The organism is Altererythrobacter sp. Root672 (assembly GCF_001427865.1).
GTDB lineage: Bacteria > Pseudomonadota > Alphaproteobacteria > Sphingomonadales > Sphingomonadaceae > Croceibacterium_A.
In genome coordinates, this window is the sequence record NZ_LMHH01000002.1 from 82,509 (window position 1) to 99,396 (window position 16,888).

At 63.2% G+C, this 16,888-nt stretch carries 15 protein-coding genes; 8 read left to right on the forward strand and 7 right to left on the reverse strand.

What is annotated here, in order from left to right; all coding sequences use genetic code 11:
• Positions 1-15 precede the first annotated feature (15 nt).
• Both ASD76_RS11650 and ASD76_RS11655 read right to left on the reverse strand, forming a co-directional pair.
• On the reverse strand, positions 16-693 hold the full coding sequence (locus ASD76_RS11650; RefSeq protein WP_055923235.1) for a recombinase family protein: 678 nt from the start codon (positions 691-693) through the stop codon (positions 16-18).
• A gap of 228 nt (positions 694-921) precedes the next feature.
• Positions 922-1,587, reverse strand: a complete 666-nt coding sequence (locus ASD76_RS11655; RefSeq protein ID WP_055923236.1) for a cation transporter — start codon at positions 1,585-1,587, stop codon at positions 922-924.
• A gap of 105 nt (positions 1,588-1,692) precedes the next feature.
• On the opposite strand from ASD76_RS11655, the gene ASD76_RS18325 reads away from it, so the two are divergent.
• Genes ASD76_RS18325 through ASD76_RS11675 form a run of 4 tightly spaced genes read left to right on the forward strand, consistent with a single transcriptional unit; the run spans position 1,693 to position 7,802 of the window.
• The gene (locus ASD76_RS18325; protein ID WP_156457696.1) at positions 1,693-2,037 is read left to right on the forward strand and encodes a hypothetical protein; all 345 of its coding nucleotides are present in this window, start codon (positions 1,693-1,695) and stop codon (positions 2,035-2,037) included.
• Positions 2,038-2,091: 54 nt separating this feature from the next.
• Entirely contained in the window at positions 2,092-3,336 is a 1,245-nt protein-coding gene (locus tag ASD76_RS11665; protein WP_055923238.1) for a TolC family protein, read from the forward strand.
• Positions 3,337-3,379: 43 nt separating this feature from the next.
• Complete coding sequence (locus tag ASD76_RS11670; protein WP_055923239.1) at positions 3,380-4,546, forward strand: efflux RND transporter periplasmic adaptor subunit; 1,167 nt, start codon at positions 3,380-3,382, stop codon at positions 4,544-4,546.
• Position 4,547: 1 nt separating this feature from the next.
• Positions 4,548-7,802: an efflux RND transporter permease subunit gene (locus tag ASD76_RS11675; protein WP_055923240.1), complete on the forward strand. Its 3,255-nt coding sequence runs from the start codon at positions 4,548-4,550 to the stop codon at positions 7,800-7,802.
• A gap of 68 nt (positions 7,803-7,870) precedes the next feature.
• On the opposite strand, the gene ASD76_RS11680 is transcribed toward ASD76_RS11675, so the two are convergent.
• From ASD76_RS11680 to ASD76_RS11700, 5 genes are all read right to left on the reverse strand, one after another.
• Positions 7,871-8,245: a copper-binding protein gene (locus ASD76_RS11680; RefSeq protein ID WP_055923241.1), complete on the reverse strand. Its 375-nt coding sequence runs from the start codon at positions 8,243-8,245 to the stop codon at positions 7,871-7,873.
• Positions 8,223-11,396, reverse strand: a complete 3,174-nt coding sequence (locus tag ASD76_RS11685) for an efflux RND transporter permease subunit (RefSeq protein ID WP_055923242.1) — start codon at positions 11,394-11,396, stop codon at positions 8,223-8,225. Before ASD76_RS11685 ends, ASD76_RS11680 begins: the two co-directional genes overlap by 23 nt.
• The gene (locus tag ASD76_RS11690) at positions 11,393-12,625 is read right to left on the reverse strand and encodes an efflux RND transporter periplasmic adaptor subunit (RefSeq protein ID WP_055923243.1); all 1,233 of its coding nucleotides are present in this window, start codon (positions 12,623-12,625) and stop codon (positions 11,393-11,395) included. Before ASD76_RS11690 ends, ASD76_RS11685 begins: the two co-directional genes overlap by 4 nt.
• Positions 12,622-13,857, reverse strand: a complete 1,236-nt coding sequence (locus tag ASD76_RS11695) for a TolC family protein (RefSeq protein ID WP_055923244.1) — start codon at positions 13,855-13,857, stop codon at positions 12,622-12,624. Before ASD76_RS11695 ends, ASD76_RS11690 begins: the two co-directional genes overlap by 4 nt.
• 68 nt (positions 13,858-13,925) lie before the next feature.
• A complete protein-coding gene (locus ASD76_RS11700; RefSeq protein ID WP_055923245.1) occupies positions 13,926-14,279 on the reverse strand; it encodes a hypothetical protein in 354 nt (117 codons plus the stop codon).
• A 201-nt stretch (positions 14,280-14,480) separates the two neighbouring features.
• Here ASD76_RS11700 and ASD76_RS11705 point away from each other — a divergent pair, with 201 nt between their 5' ends.
• Genes ASD76_RS11705 through arsB form a run of 4 tightly spaced genes read left to right on the forward strand, consistent with a single transcriptional unit; the run spans position 14,481 to position 16,844 of the window.
• On the forward strand, positions 14,481-14,822 hold the full coding sequence (locus ASD76_RS11705; protein ID WP_055923246.1) for an ArsR/SmtB family transcription factor: 342 nt from the start codon (positions 14,481-14,483) through the stop codon (positions 14,820-14,822).
• Positions 14,819-15,265 (forward strand): ArsI/CadI family heavy metal resistance metalloenzyme, encoded by a 447-nt coding sequence (locus ASD76_RS11710; protein ID WP_055923247.1) that lies wholly within the window; start codon positions 14,819-14,821, stop codon positions 15,263-15,265. Before ASD76_RS11705 ends, ASD76_RS11710 begins: the two co-directional genes overlap by 4 nt.
• Positions 15,262-15,777 (forward strand): arsenate reductase ArsC, encoded by a 516-nt coding sequence (locus tag ASD76_RS11715; RefSeq protein ID WP_055923248.1) that lies wholly within the window; start codon positions 15,262-15,264, stop codon positions 15,775-15,777. The genes ASD76_RS11710 and ASD76_RS11715 overlap by 4 nt, the downstream gene beginning before the upstream one ends.
• Positions 15,778-15,797: 20 nt before the next feature.
• Positions 15,798-16,844 (forward strand): ACR3 family arsenite efflux transporter, encoded by a 1,047-nt coding sequence (gene arsB / locus ASD76_RS11720; RefSeq protein WP_414826689.1) that lies wholly within the window; start codon positions 15,798-15,800, stop codon positions 16,842-16,844.
• Positions 16,845-16,888 lie beyond the last annotated feature (44 nt).

Sequence of the window (16,888 nt, forward strand, 5' to 3'; positions counted from 1 at the left end):
GGACCGGCGCGGCCGTCAGCGCGAAGCGCGATTGAGCACCACATGGACCTGGGCGGCACTCCACGAGCCACCTCTGGGCGTGGTGATGCCCCGGTCGTTCAACGCAGCTGCGATTTGTCTTAGTGATGCAGATCCCTCGGCGCGAATGAGCGCTATCTGTCGGCATACTTTGGCAGCGCGTTCAGAAGCTGCCACGGATCGTTTCTGCGCACTGATTGCAGGTCCTACTCGGAGGTCCGCACCATTCCCTCGGTTTCCACCCAACCGGACCCCGCGTGCTTTCGCAGCCGCAAGCGCCTCTTTCGTCCGTCTAGAGATCGCCTTTCGCTCTGCTTGAGCCACCGCTGCCATGATGTGGATGGTGAGTTCGTTGGCCTCGGGCATGTCAACGGCAAGGAACCGCGTCCCGCTGTCCTGGAGTGCCGCGAGAAATGCAACGTTACGGCTGAGCCGGTCGAGTTTTGCCACCAGTAGCGTTGCTCCGGTAAGCTCGCACTGAGCTAACGCTGTTTCGAGTTGCGGGCGCTGGTCGACTTTCCCTGATTCAACTTCGACGAACTCCGCCATCAGTTCTGCTTGAGTGCCAGCGAGAAAGTCGGCGACGGCTTTGCGCTGTGCATCCAATCCCAATCCGCTGCGACCCTGTTTTGCTGTAGAGACTCTGTAATAAGCCACTGCTTTTGACATTTTCATCTAGTGTTCCATTAGTAGCAACGCTCGTTGCTACTGACGTAACACCCCAACTGAACATGCCAAGGGTGGGAGCCGCCTCGTCGTTCTCTAATTGTCTCCGCATGAAACAGCCTATCCATCAAGAAGAAGTCCTACGGTAGGAAGTAACCAAGCATCCGGATGGGGCCTGTCAGCCGGTGTGTTGGCCGTGAGATCCATCCACCGACGCGGCGCAGTGCGGACTTTGCTCTAAATTGGTGTTCCAGATGGACGCAAGGCCAGTCCTGTGGACTCACGTTCCGACCTTATTTCCCGGCGGGCCTGCCGCATGATCTGCCATCCACCTGAGATGCCTAACCCGGCGAGGATAGTGGCGACGATTAGGTCGGGCCAGGCGGTGCCGGTTCCGAATACGCCCGCTGCTGCGACTACAACCGCGATGTTGCCAATCGCGTCGTTGCGCGAGCAGATCCAGACCGAGCGCATGTTCGCGTCGCCGGTGCGGAAGCGATAGAGTAGCAGGGCAACGAAGCCGTTGGCAATGAGGGCGACGGTTCCGACTATGCCCATAGCTTCAGGTTGAGGTGACGTTCCCGTAGCGGCTGCGTAGACGCTGCCAACCAGAATGCCGGCGCCGAGAAGGAACAAGGTCCCGCCCTTGATGAATGCCGCCTTGGCCCGGATCGAGAGCACCATCCCGGCGACGATCAGGCTAATGGCGTAGTTGGCCGAGTCACCGAAGAAGTCGAGCGCGTCGGCCATCAAAGCGCGCGAGTCAGCGGCGGCGCCGGCGACCATCTCCACCGCGAACATCACCAAGTTAATCATCAAGGCGATCCACAAGGCGATGCGCCAGCGGCGATTGTTCGGCGCAGTTACAGACGAGCAAACACTATTGCAGCAGTCAGCGGACATGCAGGACAACTAGCTATCGCGCTCCGAAGCTTCAATGCGGCTTCGCGACCCCGTAGGCGAAAGCGGATGACTAAATGTAAAGCGGTAGCTAGTAGACAGGCCGAAATGTTTCGCCTGCTGTCCCATGGTAGCGCTCGACGCTTTGCGGCATTGCTGCTGCTTCTGGGCGTAATGCTCGGCGGAACCGTGGACGTTGTGGCGTGCGAGCCGACGACGGAAATCAGCGTTCTGGCAGTTGCTGGCGCTGACGAACCCAGCGATCATCAAATACCGGGCGCGGACCACGATGGGGTGTGTATCCACGGGCATTGCCATCATGGCGTGCCTTATATTCAGCAGCTGACGGCTCTCACGGAAGTTGCAGCCTATCACGGCGACCATCCGCTGCCGCTCGACCGTATCCTTACGTCGATAGACCCCGACACACTGAAGCGCCCGCCTCGCGCCTGATCACTTCGCCGCTCTGCGGCGGATCGTGATCAATGGACGAGAACGGGATGAATCATGAAATCCGTAACATTGTGGGGTGCCCTGTTGGTGGGCGCCGGCTTCGCGGCTGTGCCGCTGTCGGCGGCTGCCCAAGACACGGTTACCCTTGAAGAGGCGTTAGACCTCGCCGGTGCGACGAGTGTCGCATCGGCTGGCTCGCAGAACCCACGGGCCATCGGTCCACGCGCCGAAGTCGAAGCCGCGCAAGCGCTGGTGACCCAGGCGGGACTGGGGCCGAACCCGGAAGCATCGCTGGAGGTCGAGAATGTGGCCGGCAGTGGACTCTACTCTGGGACGAGCGCGGCTGAATACACGTTCAGCGCGGGGCTCCCGCTTGAGTTGGGTGGGAAACGGGGTGCGAGACTGGCGGTAGCGCGTGCTGACGTCGACGTTGCGCGTCTGCGTGAGCAGGTAGCGCTTGCCGATCTCGCAATGACCGTGCGTCAGCGATACGTCGGCGCTGTCGCTGCTCAATCTCGGGTGACGTTGGCACTGGATGTTGTCGAGCGGAACCGGGAACTGGCTCGGATCGCAACCGAGCTTGTCGACGCCGGCCGCGAACCACCGCTTCGATCGCTCCGTGCCCAATCGGAGTTGGCAGAGGCCGAAGCAGAACTGAAGGCCGCGCAGGCAACGGCGCTTGCGTCCAGGTTCGCCCTGGGAATGCTCTGGTCGCAAGATCCAGCCCCGCCGCCGGCCGATGGCTTCCCTCGAATTGAACCGCCTTACGAGCTGCTGGCGGAATACCAGGGGCTGGAGCCTCGACTGGCAGCCGCTGAGCGGATCGCCGCCCAATCGGTAATCGGGCGCGAACGCACCTTGGGCATTCCCGATCCGACGGTTTCCGCTGGTGTGAGGCGGTTCGAGGAGAGCAACGACAACGCGCTCGTTCTCGGCCTTAGCATCCCGCTCCCGTTCCGCGATCGTAACCAGGGCAACGTCGCAGCAGCTCAGGCCCAGGCCCGTGCTGCGGCAGCTCGCGAGACCGTTGCAGTATCAGAGTATCGCCAGGCCGTAGCCGAGGCGCGGGCTGACTATCTCGCCGCTGAAGCGAAGGCCGACACCCTTGAGGCGGGTTCCCTGCCTCAGGCCGAGGAAGCAGTGAGGCTTGCGGACATCGGCTATCGCAACGGCAAGTTCGAGATGCTCGAATTGCTGTCTGCGGCTGAAGCCCGTGATGGCATCCGGCGAGCTCTGATCGACGCGCGGGAAGCGCAAGGCAAGGCAGCCGCCCTCCTCATCAGGCTGGCCGCACAGTGACCCCCAACATTCGCGCGGATCGCGCAAGAAGGACATTCCGCTGATGGAACTCCCATTGAATCGAAACCAGCTCATCGCCGTGGGCGCGGCTGGTGCGCTTGTGCTTGTCGCTGGCGGCTACTTGGTCGGCCGCACAGTATCTCCCGCCCCGCAGGTTGAGGCGGCCGACGAACACGAGGAAGAGGAAGGGCATGGCCCTGAAGGCTTCGTCGCCATGACGGCCGACCGAGCCAAGACCGCTGGTATCGCCGTTGAGCAGGTCAAGGCCGGCGGACTTGCCTCCGAGATCCTGGCACAGGGCGTTGTCGCTCCCACCCCGACTGGCGAGGCTGTCCTCACCGCTCGCGCTGATGGTGCAATCGTGCGCATCAATCATCGCTTGGGGGAGTATGTCCGGGCCGGGGAATCGGTAGCGACGATGGAGAGCCGTGATGCTGCGGCCCTTTCCTCAGAACGCAGCAGTGCCGAAGCACAACTAGCGCTGGCTCGTTCGGCCTACGAACGTGAACAGCGGCTCTACGATGCCAAGGTCACTGCTCGGCAGGATCTCGAAGGTGCCCGCGCGGCGCTGTCGCAAGCTGAGGCTGAGGCTCGCCGCGCGCGCGCCGCGGCCAGCGCCTCGAAGGTAAGCGGTGACGGTCGCACCTTGGCGGTCGTGAGCCTTATCTCGGGACGTATAACCAAGGCTGACGCTACACTCGGCTCTTTCATTCCAGCGGGAACGGAACTGTTCCGAGTTGCTGATCCGAGCAGGATACAGATTAATGCCTCGGTCCTCGCTGCGGATGCCCAGCGCATCCAACCAGGCGATCGGGCAGTCATCGAGCTCGCCAACGGAGAAACCCGCGGAGCGGTCGTGCGATCGGTTACGCCGGGGCTCGACCCGGAGAGCAAAACCGCCACGGTCGTGCTGGAGCCGGAGGGGTCCGGGGGGCTTAGCCTGGGACAGGGCCTCCGCACTCGTATCCAACCGGCCGGTGCCGATACCAGCCGTATCGCACTGCCCGAGGAAGCGGTGCAGAGCTTCGAAGGTCGCGATGTCGTGTTCGTGCGGACTGCCAACGGCTTCCAGGCAACAAACGTCGTCGCCGGACAACGCGGTGGCGGTCGTATCGAGATCGTCGATGGCCTTCGTCCCGGCACCGTCGCGGCGACGCGCGGTGCTTTCCTTCTCAAGGCCGGACTCGGCAAGGGCGAGGCGGAGCACTGAGATGATCACACGCATCCTCGACGCCTCGATCCGCTTCCGCTGGGCGGTCGTGATCATAACCATGATCATCGCCGCCTATGGCGTGTTCCAGCTCCTCAAGCTGCCGATCGACGCCGTCCCCGACATCACCAACAAGCAAGTCCAGATCAATACGGTTGCACCGAACCTGGGGCCGCTGGACATGGAGCGGCTGGTTACCTTTCCAGTCGAAACCGCCATGGCCGGAATTCCGGGGCTAGAGAGCTCTCGCTCGATCTCGCGCAACGGTTTCAGCCAAGTCACGGTCGTCTTCGAAGATCACACCGACCTCTACTTCGCCCGGCAACAAGTGGCCGAGCGGCTGAACCAGGCGATGGGCACGCTGCCTGACGGCGTGGAGCCTGAGATGGGGCCAGTCTCGACCGGACTTGGTGAGGTTCTCATGTATGTCGTGGACTTCGCCCCGGCCGGCACCAAGGATAAACCGCTGGTTGCGGGCCGTCCCGGCTTCCAGCCTGACGGCACCTACATGACACCGTCCGGTGAAATCCTCAGAGATGATGTCGCCAAGCAAGGCTACCTTCGCTCGGTCCAGGATTGGGTGATTAGACCGCAGCTCCGGTCGGTATCCGGTGTCGCAGGCATCGACTCCATCGGCGGCTACGAGAAGCAGTTCGTCGTCCACCCCGACACTGCGCGGATGTCCAGCTACGGGATCTCATTCTCAGAGCTCGCGGAAGCCCTTGAGAGCGCCAACGTCTCCGTCGGCGCGAACTTCGTGGAACGAGGAGGTGAGGCGTTCCTCGTCCGTGCTGATGGGCGCATTCGAACGCTCGACGAGATCGAGCGAGCGACCGTTGCAACGCGAGGTGGTGTTCCGGTTCAGGTGCGTGATGTTGCAACCGTAACTGTTGGGGGCGATCTCCGCACCGGCACCGCTACCCAAGACGGTAAGGAAGTTGTCGTCGGCACGGTGCTGATGCTGGCTGATGGCAACAGCCGGATCGTTGCGGCGGCTTCAGCCGAGAGACTTGAAGAGGTGGCGAAGTCCTTGCCACCCGGCATCCAAGTCAATGCGGTGCTCGATCGGTCTCATCTGGTCGATGCCACAATCGGCACTGTCGAGGAGAACTTGTTGCTCGGCGCCTTGCTGGTGATCGGCGTCCTGTTCTGGCTGCTCGGGAATTTCCGGGCCGCGGTCATTGCTGCGCTCGTCATACCTATCTCATTCCTGATCATGGGCACCGGCATGAATCTCACCGGCACGTCAGGCAATCTGATGAGCCTTGGTGCGCTCGACTTCGGGCTCATTGTCGACGGCTCGATCATCATCATCGAGAACTGCTTGAGACGGCTGGCCCACCGGCAGCAGCAGGAGGGTCGCGTCCTTTCGCGTGATGAGCGACTGCACGAGGTGTTTGAAGCCTCCAAGGAGATGATACGGCCAACGCTCTTCGGCCAGGCCATCATCTTCCTGGTCTTCATCCCCCTGCTCACCTTCACAGGCGTTGAGGGCAAGACCTTCTCGCCGATGGCCATAACTGTGCTCCTCGCCCTCGCTGGGGCGTTCCTGGCGTCGCTCACCTTCGTGCCAGCTATGGTCGCTCTGCTAATCCGTGGCGAGGTGGCCGAGAAGGACGTGAAGGCCGTCGCCTGGGTCAAGGAGCGTTACGAGCCGGTGCTCGGCCGCGTCATCGCTCGACCCTGGCCGTGGATTGGTGCGGGCGCCGGAACCTTCGCGGCAGCAGCGCTCGTATTCACCATGCTCGGCAGTGAGTTCCTGCCGGTGCTCGGTGAGGGCAATCTGGCGATGCAGGCCGTGCGCATCCCGTCGACCTCGCTGGCGCAGTCCACAAGGATGCAAGAGCAGGTCGAAAGGACCGTCGCCAAGTTGCCTGAGGTGGCGTTCGTCTTCTCCAAGACCGGCACCGCCGAAGTGGCCAGTGATCCGATGCCACCCAACGCCTCGGATACCTTCATCATCCTCAAGCCGAAGGACGAGTGGCCGGACGGCGTGAACACCAAGGACGAAGTGATCGAGCGCGTTGAGAAGGCGCTCGAACCACTGGTCGGCAACGCGGTCGAGATCAGCCAACCCATCCAGCTGCGCTTCAACGAGCTCATCGCCGGTGTTCGCGGAGACATCGCCGTGAAGGTCTATGGCGATGACCTCGAAGCCATGGGACGGACAGCGAACGAGATCGCGGCGGTGCTCAACACCGTCCCCGGCGCCGCTGACGTTAAGGTCGAGCAGACCGAGGGCTTCCCCGTGTTGGACGTGCAGTTCGATCGCGATGCGATCGCTCGTTACGGCCTCAGCCTCAAGGATGTCAGCGATACCGTTGCGGCGGCAATGGGAGGCCGCGAAGCCGGCATCGTGTTCGAGGGTGACCGGCGGTATGACGTTGTCGTTCGCCTGGATGCCGCCACTCGCAATGATCTCGACGCCGTGGGAGCGTTGCCGGTGATGCTACCCGGTGAGGACGCCCATCGCGGATCGGTCCCTCTGCGTGAACTTGCAAGGTTCAGCTTCTCTGAAGGTCTGAATCAGGTCAGCCGAGAGAACGGTCAGCGTCGGGTGGTCGTCCAGGCCAACGTCCGCGGCAACGATCTCGGATCGTTCGTGGCCGAAGCACAGGACAAGGTCGCGCGCGAAGTAACGTTGCCGCCAGGCAGCTTCATTGAGTGGGGCGGGCAGTTCGAGAACCTCCAGGCTGCCTCGGCACGGCTGTCGTTGGTTATCCCGCTGATCTTCGCTGCCATCTTCGGCCTCCTGTTCCTCGCCTTGCGCGGGATACGGCAGTCGCTGGCGGTCTACTCGGCCATTCCATTGGCATTGGCGGGCGGCGTGTTCGCACTGCTCCTCACGGGGCATCCGTTCTCGGTATCGGCAGCAGTTGGTTTTATCGTGCTGTCCGGCGTTACTGTCCTCAACGGACTTGTGGTGATGACGAGCATCAACAATCGTCTCGATGCGGGCATGGCTGTCGATCAGGCCGTCAAGGAGGGCACGATGGAGCGCGTGAGGGCCGTGCTGATGACGGGTATTGTCCCCGCTGTCGGTTTCGTCCCCATGGCGCTCGCAACAGGCACTGGGGCTGAAGTCCAGAAGCCGCTGGCAGTCGTGGTGATCGGTGGCTTGATTACCTCGACCTTGCTGACCTTGTTCGTCCTTCCGGCAATCAGCCACCTGCTGCTGCGCGGCAGGCACAAGCACCACGTCGCCGGCGATTACAGTGACGTCGATGCTCTCGGTGCCGAGTTGCCGGTGAGTTGAGGATCGAGGCAATGCCGACGGCTTCGGCGTGGGATGTGCCGATCTGCCGAAGCCGTCCCGAGGCACGGTTATTGCTTGGTGATTGCCGTTACCTTGCCGCTCGATCCGGTGATTTCCACGTCGAACGCGACCTTGTCGCCGACCTGGACGTCGTCGAGTAGCGCCGGGTCGGCAGCGAATCCCATGGTCATTGCCGGCCACTCCACTTCGGGGATAGCCGCATGGTCGAGTGTCACCGTGCCGGCGGTTGTGTCGATCGCAGTTATCGTGCCGGTGCTCTTCGCTTTGACGATGGCCGGGGCAGCTTGTGTTTCGTCCATCCCGTCGATCGCACTGTTGGTCGCTGTGGCATCCGCTTCCGGCGCGGTCTGGGAGTCGTTACAGGCCGAGAGGACAAACAGAGTGGCGGCGAGGGGTATGCTACTCTTGAATAGGCTGTTCATGGCCATTCTCCTTAGTTGAGCTTGGGTTTTTGAGCGACGCTTCTCGCGGCCGGCGCATGAGCAGGTAGGCCGCGGGAATAACAAACATCGACAGTAGCGGTGCAGTCAGCATGCCACCGACCATTGGGGCAGCGATGCGGCTCATGATCTCTGAACCAGCACCCGAACCGATTAGGATGGGCAGGAGGCCGGCTAGGATCACCGCCACAGTCATCGCCTTGGGACGGACACGTTGCAGCGCGCCCTCGCGCACTGCATCGGCCACGTCCGCGCCCGATGGATCGGCTCCATGCCTAGCCAGCGCCGCCTTGAGGTAGATGAGCATGACCACGCCGAACTGTGCGGCGATCCCGGCCAGCGCAATGAAACCGACGCCGGTCGCGACTGACTGGTTGTAGCCGAGCAGGTAGAGCGTCCAGAAACCGCCGGTCAGCGCGAACGGCAAGGTGCCCATGATCAGTGCTGCCTCGTCAAGGCGACGGAATATCAGGTAGAGCAGCACGAAGATTATCGCGAGCGTGGCGGGAACGACGAGCATAAGCCGCTGCAAAGCGCGTTCCAGATATTCGAACTGCCCCGAGTAGGTGATGCTCACGCCGGGGCTCAGGCGAACCTGCCGGTTCACCACTTCCTGCAAGTCGCTCACCACAGATGTCAGATCCCGGCCCCGGACGTCGACGTAGACCCAGGTCGATGGCCTGCCATTTTCGGTTTTTAGCATCGGCGGCCCGGTCGCCGGCTCGATTGTTGCGACGGTGCCGAGCGTGATCTGGGCGCCCGACGCGGTGACTATCGGTAACGCGCGCAGCTCTTCCAGGCTGTCACGGATTTCACGGGGATAGCGGACGTTGATCGGATAGCGCGCCAGACCATCGACGACCTGCGAGATGTTCTCGCCCCCGATGGCTCCAGCGACGATCGACTGCACATCCGCGATGTTGAGGCCGTAGCGCGCCGCTGCGGCGCGATCGATGTCGACGTCGATGTAGCGCCCGCCCGTCAACCGTTCGGCAAGCGCCGAGCTGACGCCGGGCACCCGCTTCGCGACATCCTCAACGTCGCGGGCGATGCGGTCGATTTCAGCGAGGTTGCTGCCGCTTACCTTCACCCCAATCGGACTCTTGATGCCCGTCGCGAGCATGTCGATGCGGTTACGGATGGGCGGAACCCACACGTTGGCCAGACCTGGGACCTGCACTGTCCGGTCCAGGGCCTCGATCAGCTTTTCCGGTGTCATTCCCGGCCGCCACTGGTCTCGCGGTTTGAAGCGGATGCTGGTCTCGAACATCTCCAGCGGCGCTGGGTCGGTGGCCGTCTCGGCGCGGCCGGCCTTGCCGAATACGCTCTGCACTTCGGGCACCGTCTTGATCATCCGATCGGTTTGCTGGAGCAGCTCCGATGCCTTCTGGGCGGACAGGCCGGGCAATGCCGACGGCATGTAGAGTAGGTCGCCTTCGTCCATTGCAGGGAGGAACTCGCCGCCTATACGGGCGAGCGGCCAGGCGGTGGTCAGGAAGATCAGTCCGGCGATCGCCAGCGTCTGCTTCGGCCGCGTGAGCACCCAATCGATCGCAGGACGATAAGCGCGCGTGAGCGCGCGGTTGATCGGGTTGCTTTGTTCGGAAGGGATGCGTCCGCGGATCAGCCATCCCATCAGCAATGGCACCAAAGTCACCGAAAGCAGTGCCGCGGCGGCCATGGCATAGGTCTTTGTGAAGGCGAGCGGCGCGAACAGTCTGCCTTCCTGCGCTTCGAGCGTGAACACCGGCACGAACGACAGGGTGATAATCAGCAAGCTAAAGAACAGCGCGGGACCGACCTCGACCGCAGCGGCAGTAATTACGCGCCAGCGCTCTGTGCCGGCCAGCTCCCCTTCGGGATGATCGGCGTTCCACTCCTCGATGTGCTTGTGAGCGTTCTCGATCATCACGATCGCCGCATCGACCATCGCGCCGATGGCGATCGCGATGCCCCCCAACGACATGATGTTTGCGTTGACCCCCTGGAATCGCATGATGACGAACGCGGCAAGGACCCCGAGCGGCAGTGTTACGACGGCGACCAATGCCGACCGGGCGTGCCACAGGAACAATCCGCAGACGATCGCGACGACGATGAACTCCTCCAGCAGCCTGCCGGTCAGGTTCTTGACTGCATCGTCGATGAGCAGCGATCGATCGTAGGTTGGAACGATAGCCACGCCTGGAGGCAGGCTCTTTTTCAACCCTTCGATCTTCTGCCGCACAGCCTCGATAGTGACTCGGGCGTCCGCGCCGGATCGCAGAATAACGACACTCCCGACAACCTCGCCGTCTCCATCGAGATCGGCGATGCCTCGGCGCATTTCCGGCCCGAGCTGGACGGTCGCCACGTCTCCTAGCGTAACGGGGACGCCCCCGGCGGTGCGCAGGCTGATCGAGCGGAAGTCGTCGAGCTCGCGCAGGTAGCCGGCCGCGCGGACCATGTATTCGGCCTCGGCCATCTCGACGACTGAGCCGCCGGTTTCCTGGTTGCCGCGCCGGATGGCCTCGACGACTTCGTCATGCGTCACGCCAAAGGCGGCGAGGCGCACCGGATCGATGACGACTTGGTATTGCCTGACCATGCCGCCGATGCTGGCGACCTCGGCTACACCCGGCAGGCTCTTGAGCTCGTAGCGCAGAAACCAGTCCTGGAGCGACCGTAGCTGCGCGAGATCGTTGCGTCCTGTCCGGTCCACGAGCGCATATTCGTAGACCCAACCGACACCCGTTGCGTCTGGACCAATGGCGGTGCGCGCGGCCTCCGGCAATCGCCCCTGCGCCTGGTTCAGGTATTCGAGCACACGCGATCGCGCCCAATAGAGGTCGGTGCCGTCCTCGAAGATCACGTAGACGAAGCTGTCGCCGAAGAACGAATACCCGCGGACGGTCTTCGCGCCCGGCACCGAGAGCATCGTGGTCGCGAGCGGGTAGGTGACCTGGTTCTCGACGATCTGCGGCGCCTGGCCCGGATAGGTCGTCCTGATGATGACCTGGGTGTCAGAGAGATCGGGCAGCGCATCGATCGGAGTAGTCCGCACCGCCCACAATCCACCCACGACCAGGGCTACCACGGCGAACAGGATGGCGAGCGGGCTGGCGACCGACCATCGGATCAGCCTCTCGATCACCGCTTAGCCCCCGCTGCCGCATCGATCGGCCTTGCCTGAACGCCGGAGAGGCTCGCCTCGGAGTCGATCAGGAACTGGCCGGAAGTGATGACCCGCTCTCCCGCGGCAAGGCCGGCGATGATCTCGGTCTGTCCGCCCGCCTCTCGGCCCAGCTGGACTTCGGCCGGCTGGTATCGGCCGCCATTGAGCGCCAGCATCACCAGTGCGCGGCGTCCGGTGCGGATGACCGCCTCGGTCGGCACGAGCAGCGCGCTGCGGCCATCTCCCGTGAAGCCTACGGTCGCGAACATGCCCGGTCGCAGCCTTCCACCGCGGTTGGGCAGCTCGATCCGCACGGTCAGCGTGCGGCTGGCTTCTTGCACCGAGGGCAGAATGGCGGTCACCCGGCCAGCAAAGCTCTCGCCGGGGAACGCGGTAAGCGATGCCGTGGCCCCCTGGCCAACCCGCACCAGCCCGGCAGCAGATTCTGGCACGGCTGCGTCGAGCCACACGGTGCCGAGGCCGTTGATCTCGGCGAGCGTCTGCCCTTGGCCAACGGTCATCCCGCTGCGCACTCCGAGGCTCTTGATCGTCCCGCCGGCCGGCGTGCTCACGGTCACGACGTTCTGCACCCGTCCGGCGCGCTCCACCGAGGCGACGACGCCTTGCGGCATCCCGAGCAGCGCAAGTCGCTGGCGCGCAGCCCGGATCAGAGGTTCGTCGCCGGTTTTGCGGACCGCCAGGAACTCGGTCTGCGCACCGGCCCATTCCGGCACGAGGATGTCCGCCAGCGGCGCGCCCGCTTCGATGACGTCGCTCGGCGCGTGGCCGTAGACCCGTTGCACGAATCCCGCGGCTCGTGCCTGGACGATCGACACGTCGCGCTCGTTGAACGCGATTGTGCCGCTTGCGATGACGGAGGCGTCGAGCTTGCCCACCTGAGCGACCTCGGTGCGCAGGCCGAGGTTCTGCGTGCGCGAGGGGTCGATGGCCACGCCGCCACCGGCATCCGCTTCGTCGGCGAACCTGGGGACGAGTTGCATCTCCATGAAGGGCGACTTGCCCGGCTTGTCGAAATGCTGGCTTGGGACCATCGGGTCATACCAGTAGAGCACCTCACGGCCGTCTACGGCGGTGCCCGGCGGCGCCTCGCCGCCTTCCATTCCGAGGACGTAGCCAACGCCGCCGCCGGCCAGGGCAAGCGCGACGGCGGCCACGGCGAGCCCGGCCCTTCGATCGAGCGCGATCATTCGGAGCCTCCGTAAGCTAGGACCAGGCGTGCGGCGTCTTTCGCAACGGCGATCTCCCGGTCGAGCAGAAGGAGCTCGGTCTCGGCAAGCTCGGTCCGCGCGGCGATCACGTCGGCAAGGCTCGCGCGCCCGGCAGCATAGCTGGCGGTGTCCAGATCGGATTGCTGACGCGCGAGGGGTAGCAGCGTGGTCCGTGCGCGTTCCAGCTGATCGTGATGCATCGCATGATCGGCGAGGGCCGCGTCCAGCTCAGCGTGCAGCTCGCGTCGTGCGTCCTCCCTCCTGGCCTGGGCCGCCCCTGCTTCGGCGACGCGCGCCGTAATGAGGGGGTCCTGCCGCCGTTCGGCGAACAGGGGCAGGCTCACCGTGACGCCAGCGCTGATCATGTCACCGTAGCCGGGATCGCGATGCTGATAGGCCACATCTGCCATGAGGTCGGGGCGCTTCTCGGCCCGCGCCAGCTCGACGTCAGCCTCGGCCTGCCTCGCCTGCGCTATAGCAACGCCCAGTTGGGGATGCCGATCTATAGCATCGGCCAGCCGCTCGGGATCGATCTCGAACATGGGCATGGGACCGCTCGCTTCGGGGTCGTGATTGCCGGTCCACCGCGCAAGCGCTGCCGCGGCGCGTCCGCGCTGCGCTTCCAGTTCGGCCCGTTCGTCTTGCAAGGAGGCAACCGCCTTGCGCACTTCCAGCGACTGCGCTGGCCTCACGCTCCCGGAACCGACGCCGGCGGTGGAGCTGCCCTCGTAGGCCGAGATCCGCGCGACAGCGTCATCGAGCGCTGCGAGCCGCCGCTCTGCGTAGGCGAGGTCGAGCCAGGCCAGCGCGGCCTCGATCCGAACCTGTCGCTCGGTCAACGCGAGCGATGCGCGTGCAGCACCGATGTCGGCCTGCGCGCGAGCAACGCGCGCTCGGCGCTTGGCGCTGCTCGGTATCTCCTGGCTTGCGCTGACGGTGACCATCGTCATCTCGTCCTGCGACAGGCTGAATGCCGGTGGCCCGGAAATGGGAAAGTTCTCTACTGCAACGCCCAGCCTTGGGTCCGGCAGCGATGCGGCTGGGATCGACGCGGACTGCTGTGCTTCGACGAGGAGCGTGTCCGCTTGCACCTGAGGCGCGTTGGCCGAAGCAGCTGACAAGGCGTCGTCGAATGTTATGGGCTCTCCCGCCGCGGCGTGCGGCGCGAGGAACAGCACTGCCGCACAGGCAGCGAAAGGCAGAATCTTCATGTCGAGAAGCTTTCGACCGAAAGGTTGATACGCAAAGCGCCGGGGCCGAGGCCCAGCGCTCGATCAGTTCAGTCGAAAGTAGTCGGAGGATCTGTTTCCGGTGGGTAGCTGGTGCCCTGCAAGGCCACGACGGCGGACCAATACTCCGGTGTCGTCATGGATGGTTCGCCGACCGATGCGTCGCCGGCTTCGGGTATCATGTTCACCGACAGGCACCCCATGGCGAGCATGCACTTGAACGAGCCGTCGCAAGGCGAGGACTTCTTGTCCTCGTGCTCCGCCATCATCTTTATGCAGTCTTCCGTCATCGCAGCGACTGCCTCGTGAACCGAGGGCTGCGTCGCGGCAATCGCCGTGCCTTCTGCCGCCAGGCCCAGTAGGGCAGCGAAAATTAGACAGAGCTTGAGCATGCGGACCGTCACGAGGCGAGCATAGGGGCGGGAGCCACCCCAGGCAAGATCAACGTCCCCCGCTGTCGCTTGCCATAACCGCCCCCAGAGCGGATGCGCTTGCAAGTTAGCAACGAAGGAAAGCGAGGCTTATTTCGGCATCTTTCGAAACGTCATTGACACCATCCGATAAGGCCGCGATCATTTCAACACGAGTCGAATTGAGGTGGCAACATGGAAGCAACATCGGTGATCGGCGCGCTCGGCGCGCTCGCCCAGGAGCACCGCCTGGCCTTGTTCCGCCAACTCGTGCAGGCAGGCGACAAAGGTATGGCTGCGGGCTCTATAGCCGAAGCGCTGTGCATCCCCAACAGTTCGCTCTCGTTCCATCTGGCGCAACTCCGTAGCGCAGGGCTGATACTGCAAGAGCGGCAGCACCGCTCTCTGATCTACCGGGCCAACTATCCGGCGATGAACGCGCTGCTCGCCTACCTCACCGAGAACTGCTGTGCCGGTGCGGCCTGTGGGGCAGACGTCGAGTGCGAACCACAAGCTCAGGAAAGGAAGTCCGCGTGAAGCGTCTGCATGTCCACGTAGGGGTGAATGATCTCGCCCAATCGATTCAGTTCTACTCGACGCTCTTCGCTGCCGAGCCTGCTGTCCTCAAGGACGACTACGCCAAGTGGATGCTTGACGACCCGCGGGTCAACTTCGCCATCTCGTCGGGCAACCACGCTCGCAAGGGCATCGAGCATCTCGGTATCCAGGCCGAAGACACCAACGAACTGGCGGAGGTCTACGGCCGGCTGAAGGCTGCCGATCGCCCTGTTCTCGACGAGGGCAAGACCACCTGCTGCTATGCCAAGTCTGAAAAAAGTTGGATCGCCGATCCCGACGGTATCGTGTGGGAAGCCTTCTTCACGGACGGTGATGCGACGGTCTATGGTGATAGTCCGGCGCTGGACACTCTGGCAGCCGAAGAGCCGGCCAGGTGTTGCGCACCCTCGGGTGTCGCGTGAGCGAAGTCTGCAATGTCCTGTTCCTCTGCACGGGGAACTCAGCCCGGTCGATCTTGGCGGAAGCCTTGCTTAATCGGATGGGGGAGGGACGCTTCCATGCCTTCTCGGCTGGTAGTCAGCCCAAAGGCGAGCCGCATCCCATGGCGCTCGATGTCCTCGAAAGTCATGGATTCTTAATTGACGGCATGCGTTCCAAGAGCTGGACTGAGTTCGCCGGACCAGCTGCAATTGAAATCGATCTCATCATTACCGTCTGCGACAACGCGGCTGGTGAAAGCTGTCCTGTCTGGCCGGGGCGACCGATCACCGCGCACTGGGGCATAGAAGACCCAGCAGCGATCGAAGGTGAGAGACAGCGCGAAGCGTTCGAACGAGCCATGCACTACCTGCACAATCGCATATCTCTGCTCGTCGCCCTCCCCATGACAAGCATCGACGAATTGACACTGAAGTCGCGGCTTCGGGAGATCGGCCTGAGCGAAGGCGCAACCCTGGTCGCAAAGGGCTCCTAGTGTCTGCTCCTTTGGAATCCGTGACGGCTACGAAGCCGGCGATTTCGACGTTCGAGCGCTATCTCTCGGTATGGGTCGGGCTCTGTATCTTCGTCGGCATCGCCTTCGGCGCAATGATCCCCAGCGCTTTCGCTGTGATCGCCGCAGCGGAAGTCGCACAGGTCAATCTGCCGGTGGCAGTGCTGATCTGGTTGATGATCATCCCCATGCTGCTCAAGATCGATTTCAAGGCCATGCGGCAGGTGCGGCAGCACTCGCGCGGGGTCGGAGTTACGTTGTTCATCAACTGGGCCGTGAAGCCCTTCTCGATGGCTCTCCTGGCGACGGTATTCATCGGGTGGCTATTCCGTCCGCTGCTCCCTGAAGCGCAGATCGAGAGCTATATCGCCGGCCTAATCTTGCTGGCGGCCGCACCTTGCACCGCCATGGTGTTCGTCTGGTCCAACCTATGTGAAGGCGAGCCCAACTTCACCCTATCCCAAGTCGCGCTCAACGACGTCATCATGGTGTTCGCATTTGCGCCGCTCGTCGCGTTGCTGCTGGGCGTCGCTTCAATCTCGGTGCCATGGGAAACGCTACTTCTATCGGTGGGCCTATACATCATCGTCCCGGTGGTTGTTGCCCAGCTCGTCCGGCGTCAGGTCCTCGCAAGGGGTGGAGAGGACGCCCTCTCCCGACTGCTAAATGCCCTTGGCCCGGTGTCATTGGTCGCACTACTCACCACGCTCGTCTTGCTGTTTGCATTCCAAGGTGAGCAGATACTCGCACAGCCGCTCGTGATAGCGCTACTCGCAGTTCCCATACTCATCCAGGTCTACTTCAACGCGGGCTTGGCCTACTGGCTGTCGAGGAGGTTGGGTGTGGCGTGGTGCGTGGCCGCTCCCGCAGCGTTGATTGGCGCATCGAACTTCTTCGAGCTCGCCGTGGCTTCCGCGATTTCGTTGTTTGGGCTCAACTCCGGCGCAGCATTGGCCACTGTTGTCGGCGTTCTTGTCGAGGTGCCGGTAATGCTCTCTGTGGTGGCGATCGCGAAACGCTCGCGTGGCTGGTATGAGCGTGGAACTTAGGTTGGCGAGACCTGGAAAGACGAAGTCCTACGCTTGGTCGCCAC

What these genes read in the sequence shown, in the direction of transcription:
- ASD76_RS11665 (WP_055923238.1), top strand. Translation starts at nt 2,092, where the DNA reads ATGAAATCCGTAACATTGTGGGGTGCCCTGTTGGTGGGCGCCGGCTTC.
- ASD76_RS18325 (WP_156457696.1), top strand. Translation starts at nt 1,693, where the DNA reads ATGTTTCGCCTGCTGTCCCATGGTAGCGCTCGACGCTTTGCGGCATTG.
- ASD76_RS11690 (WP_055923243.1), bottom strand. Translation starts at nt 12,625, where the DNA reads ATGATCGCGCTCGATCGAAGGGCCGGGCTCGCCGTGGCCGCCGTCGCG.
- ASD76_RS11680 (WP_055923241.1), bottom strand. Translation starts at nt 8,245, where the DNA reads ATGAACAGCCTATTCAAGAGTAGCATACCCCTCGCCGCCACTCTGTTT.
- ASD76_RS11705 (WP_055923246.1), top strand. Translation starts at nt 14,481, where the DNA reads ATGGAAGCAACATCGGTGATCGGCGCGCTCGGCGCGCTCGCCCAGGAG.
- ASD76_RS11670 (WP_055923239.1), top strand. Translation starts at nt 3,380, where the DNA reads ATGGAACTCCCATTGAATCGAAACCAGCTCATCGCCGTGGGCGCGGCT.
- ASD76_RS11695 (WP_055923244.1), bottom strand. Translation starts at nt 13,857, where the DNA reads ATGAAGATTCTGCCTTTCGCTGCCTGTGCGGCAGTGCTGTTCCTCGCG.
- ASD76_RS11675 (WP_055923240.1), top strand. Translation starts at nt 4,548, where the DNA reads ATGATCACACGCATCCTCGACGCCTCGATCCGCTTCCGCTGGGCGGTC.
- ASD76_RS11650 (WP_055923235.1), bottom strand. Translation starts at nt 693, where the DNA reads ATGAAAATGTCAAAAGCAGTGGCTTATTACAGAGTCTCTACAGCAAAA.
- ASD76_RS11655 (WP_055923236.1), bottom strand. Translation starts at nt 1,587, where the DNA reads ATGTCCGCTGACTGCTGCAATAGTGTTTGCTCGTCTGTAACTGCGCCG.